The following is a 1,332-nucleotide window of genomic DNA, read 5'->3' as shown; positions in this document are numbered from 1 at the left end:
AAGAGTTCATTGCACCCATATATCCGGCCTGTTGTTGAGGGATTCCTCTGGCCCTGATGGATATCTGCTTCTACTGTCCTTATCATCCTTGCGGCTTCATTATGAGCCTATGCCGAGCTAAGGTTTTCAGTAGATCAGTCTGACTGTCTCATCATCAAATCAAGTGTCTTAGCAACTTGCTGGTTGGTTAATTATTAACGTTTATTGAATCTATTCAGCACTATACTGGAAGTCGATATTCTTCGTCATGCGCCGCGATAACCCATGCCATTCTCGCGAGTTTATTGGCGACGGCTACACAGGCTCGGTTAAAACCTCGGCGTTCTGCTAACTGGATTGCCCAGCAACTAAATTTATCCTGTTTATGACAACTGTGCTGTAACACAGCTCTGGCGCCGTGGATGAACAGGGTACGTAAGTAAGCATTTCCCCGCTTGCTTATCCCAAGGAGGTTATCTTTACCTCCACTGCTGTGTTGCTTGGGAACTAAGCCACACCAAGCAGAAAAGTGCCTGCCATTAGTGAAGTCTTTACCATCACCTGCGGCGGCATAAAAGGCGGTAGCGGTGACAGGACCAATACCTGGGATAGTTTCTAAACGCTGGCAAATCACATTGTTTTTAGTTTCAGTGAGCACTTGAACGTCACAACCCTTAAGCCGTTTTTCTATATCACTAAACTCTTCATATAACTGATAAAAAATGGCCCGACCTTTGGTGGTCAGCGCATTGGTTTCATCCGCTAAAATATCTGGGAACTGTACTTTAAAAGCCGATTTACTTTTGGTTATCACAATGCCGTATTCCGCTAGCATCCCTCTGACTTGATTGATTAAGGCGGTTGATTGTTTAGTTAATCGTTCGCGCATACGGTGGAGCAGTTGCACATCTTGCTGCTCAACGCTTTTGGGTTTTACAAACCGCATGTTGGGTCGCTGCGCAGCTTCAGCGATGGCTAAGGCATCGTTGTAGTCATTTTTATTACCTTGCCGGAAAGGCACCACAAATTGAGGTGCTATTAGCTTGACGTTATGGCCCAACAGCTCAAATTCTCTGGCCCAATAATTTGCCCCACCACAGGCTTCCATCACAATCAGACACGCCTCAATTTGAGCAATAAAGGGGAGCAAATCTTTGCGTCTAAGCATTTTCTTTTTGAGTAACTTACCCGTTTTATCGACACCAACAAGATGAAAAACAGACTTTGCGATATCTAAACCGATTGTAGTAATCTTCATAAATGGACCCGTCCTCTTTCTGATGAGTTTAGCGACTACATCGTGGCCCATTGCGAGGCCGATTAAAAGTGGATGGGTCCATTCCATTATCCATG

General features: G+C 45.0%; 1 protein-coding gene. It reads right to left on the bottom strand.

Annotation, left to right across the window (positions count from 1 at the left end):
- Positions 1–220 precede the first annotated feature (220 nt).
- The gene (locus L2717_RS18035; RefSeq protein WP_220772267.1) at positions 221–1,237 is read right to left on the bottom strand and encodes an IS110 family RNA-guided transposase; all 1,017 of its coding nucleotides are present in this window, start codon (positions 1,235–1,237) and stop codon (positions 221–223) included.
- Positions 1,238–1,332 lie beyond the last annotated feature (95 nt).

Source organism: Shewanella glacialipiscicola, assembly GCF_023283485.1.
Classification (GTDB): Bacteria; Pseudomonadota; Gammaproteobacteria; order Enterobacterales; family Shewanellaceae; genus Shewanella; species Shewanella glacialipiscicola.
The sequence above is the reverse complement of the archived record's forward strand: the minus strand, read 5'-3'. Positions and strand labels throughout refer to the sequence as shown.

Bases quoted from the DNA above. Each gene is read 5' to 3' on its own strand.
- L2717_RS18035 (WP_220772267.1), bottom strand. From the start codon at position 1,237: ATGAAGATTACTACAATCGGTTTAGATATCGCAAAGTCTGTTTTTCAT.